The 2,251-nt window shown below is 66.4% G+C and carries 2 protein-coding genes; both read left to right on the forward strand.

What is annotated here, in order from left to right; genetic code table 11:
- Positions 1-1,128, forward strand: a 1,128-nt coding sequence (locus NFX52_RS29835; RefSeq protein ID WP_252635979.1) for a DNA topoisomerase IB, incomplete at its 5' end; no start/stop codon positions are given.
- Positions 1,129-1,274: 146 nt separating this feature from the next.
- Positions 1,275-2,048, forward strand: a complete 774-nt coding sequence (locus tag NFX52_RS29840; RefSeq protein ID WP_055400793.1) for a Crp/Fnr family transcriptional regulator — start codon at positions 1,275-1,277, stop codon at positions 2,046-2,048.
- The last annotated feature ends 203 nt before the right edge of the window (positions 2,049-2,251 follow it).

Here is a 2,251-nt window from a genome sequence, read left to right on the forward strand (position 1 = left end):
ACCAGCCGCCCCCAGAAGCTCCCCGGAGGCCTGGTGTACGTCACACCCGCCATGCCCGGCCTCACCCGCGTGCGCAACGGTGCCAAGGCTTTCCGCTACCGTTTGCCCGATGGCCAGTGGCTGCAAGACCCGGACGAGGTCGCCCGCATCAACCGCCTGGCTATCCCACCGGCATATACCGATGTGTGGATTTGCCCCCTGCCCCGCGGGCACCTGCAGGCCACCGGACTGGACGCGCGCGGACGGCGCCAATACCGTTACCACCCGCAGTGGCGCGCGCAGCGCGACGAGGGCAAGTTCGAACACATGCTGGCGTTTGGCCGCGTGCTCCCGCGCCTGCGCAGCCGCGTGGCGCGCGACCTTGCAGCGCACCGCAACGGCCAGCCGCTGACTCGCACGCTGGTGCTGGCCACGCTGGTGCGCCTGCTGGACACCACCTACCTGCGCGTGGGCAATGAGGAATACGCCGCCACCAACCGCTCGTATGGCCTGACCACGCTGCGCACGCGGCATGTGCAACTCAAAGGCAGTCAGCTCAAGCTGCGATTTCGCGGCAAGAGCGGCGTGTTGCAAGAGGTCGAGCTGGACGACCCGCGCGTGGCCCGCGTAGTGCGACGCTGCCAACAACTGCCGGGGCAGGAACTCTTTCAATACGAGGACGAAGACGGTAGTTTGCGCACCGTAGGCTCGGGCGACGTGAACGACTATCTGCGCGAGATCACGCACGGCGCTGCAGACTCAGAAGGTGATCATTTCACTGCCAAGGACTTTCGCACCTGGCACGGCACCACGCAGGCGCTGGAGCTGACGCGCCTGGCCTGTACGCAACCAGTTGCCCCCACCGCCGCCGATAAAAACGTGCGCTACAACGCCAAGGCCATTCTGGCCGAGGTGGCGCGCCAGCTGGGCAACACGCCCGCCGTGTGCAAGAAGTCGTACGTGCACCCGGCTGTGCTGGAGCTGGGCACACGACTGGCATCCGACGCGGGGCCCGGCCTGCAGGCTGTGTGGAATCACATTGGCGGCACCACATCGCCACGGGGCTTGAGCGCGGCGGAGCGCCGACTGCTGGCGTTTCTGCGCAAGCCGCAAAAGCAGCCCAAGGCGCGCCCCACCGCCAAAGCGTAAGCATGGTGCTGCTGGGTGTCGCACAAGTGCCGTGCAGGGCCATCGCGGTGAGCGCTGTCTCGCTAAACTGGCATGCTGCGCCTTCTCACCGTCTTTCAGCCCGGCCCCGCGCACAGGCCGCCCCCCCCCAACTCCAGCCTGCCGCCATGCCCACCGCTACCATTGCCTTGCCCGAGTCCGTCCCTTCCCTGGCCGACCACCACCTGCAACGCCCGTTCCTCAGCCAGCCGGAGCGTGAAGCCATCAACCGAGGCCGCTGGTTCGCCGCGCTGACGCCGTCGCTGCGGCATGACATCTTCCGGCTGGGCCGCATTACGCGCTACGCACACGGCCAGATGATCGTGGAGCAGGGTGATCTGGCGCAGGACTGGTTTGCCTGTGCCAGTGGTGCCATCCGGTTTCGGCGCTCCACGCCGTCGGGCAAGCAGGTGACGCTGGCCTATGTGGAGCCCGGCATCTGGGTGGGCGAGGCCGAGGTGCTGCACCGGGGCCCCAACACCTACGACGCGCACGCCCACGGCCCCACCACGGTGCTGAGCGTGGCCGAGGGCGTGTTCCGCCAGTTGCTGCGCGAACACCCCGAGTTCGGCGAGGCCCTGCTCACGCTGCAGGCACGCCGCATGCGCTACCTGTACTGGATGATGGAAGACATGGCCACCCTGCCCCTGCGCGCGCGGCTGGCCAAGCAGCTGCTGCACGTGCTGCGCCGCTTTGGCGAGCGTGCGGCCGTGCCCGGCCAGCGCGGGGCCATCGGGCTGGCACTAGTGCAGGACGAGCTGGCACAACTGCTGGGCGGCTCACGCCAGCGCATCAATGTGGAGCTCAAGTGGATGGAGCGCGAGGGCATCATCGGCATCCACCAGCGCAGCATCGTCGTTTACCAGCAAGACCAACTCGAAGCGCTGGCGCAGCAGGAATAGCGCACCGCCTTGTGATCTGCCAATCAAAAACAATAGCACCTTACGCTTATTGGACAAGCGCTGGCGGTCATTTTTTGGCTCTTCTAGCGAATGCTAGTGATGCCTCTTTAATCGCGCCCCATGGCCCTCATCTTTAAGGTACGACGCTCTTGCGTCTGCCCCAGGAGAAGGCCATGCGACAGCAACAGATGACGCGCTTGATC

Source organism: Acidovorax facilis (assembly GCF_023913775.1).
Taxonomy (GTDB): Bacteria; Pseudomonadota; Gammaproteobacteria; order Burkholderiales; family Burkholderiaceae_C; genus Acidovorax; species Acidovorax facilis.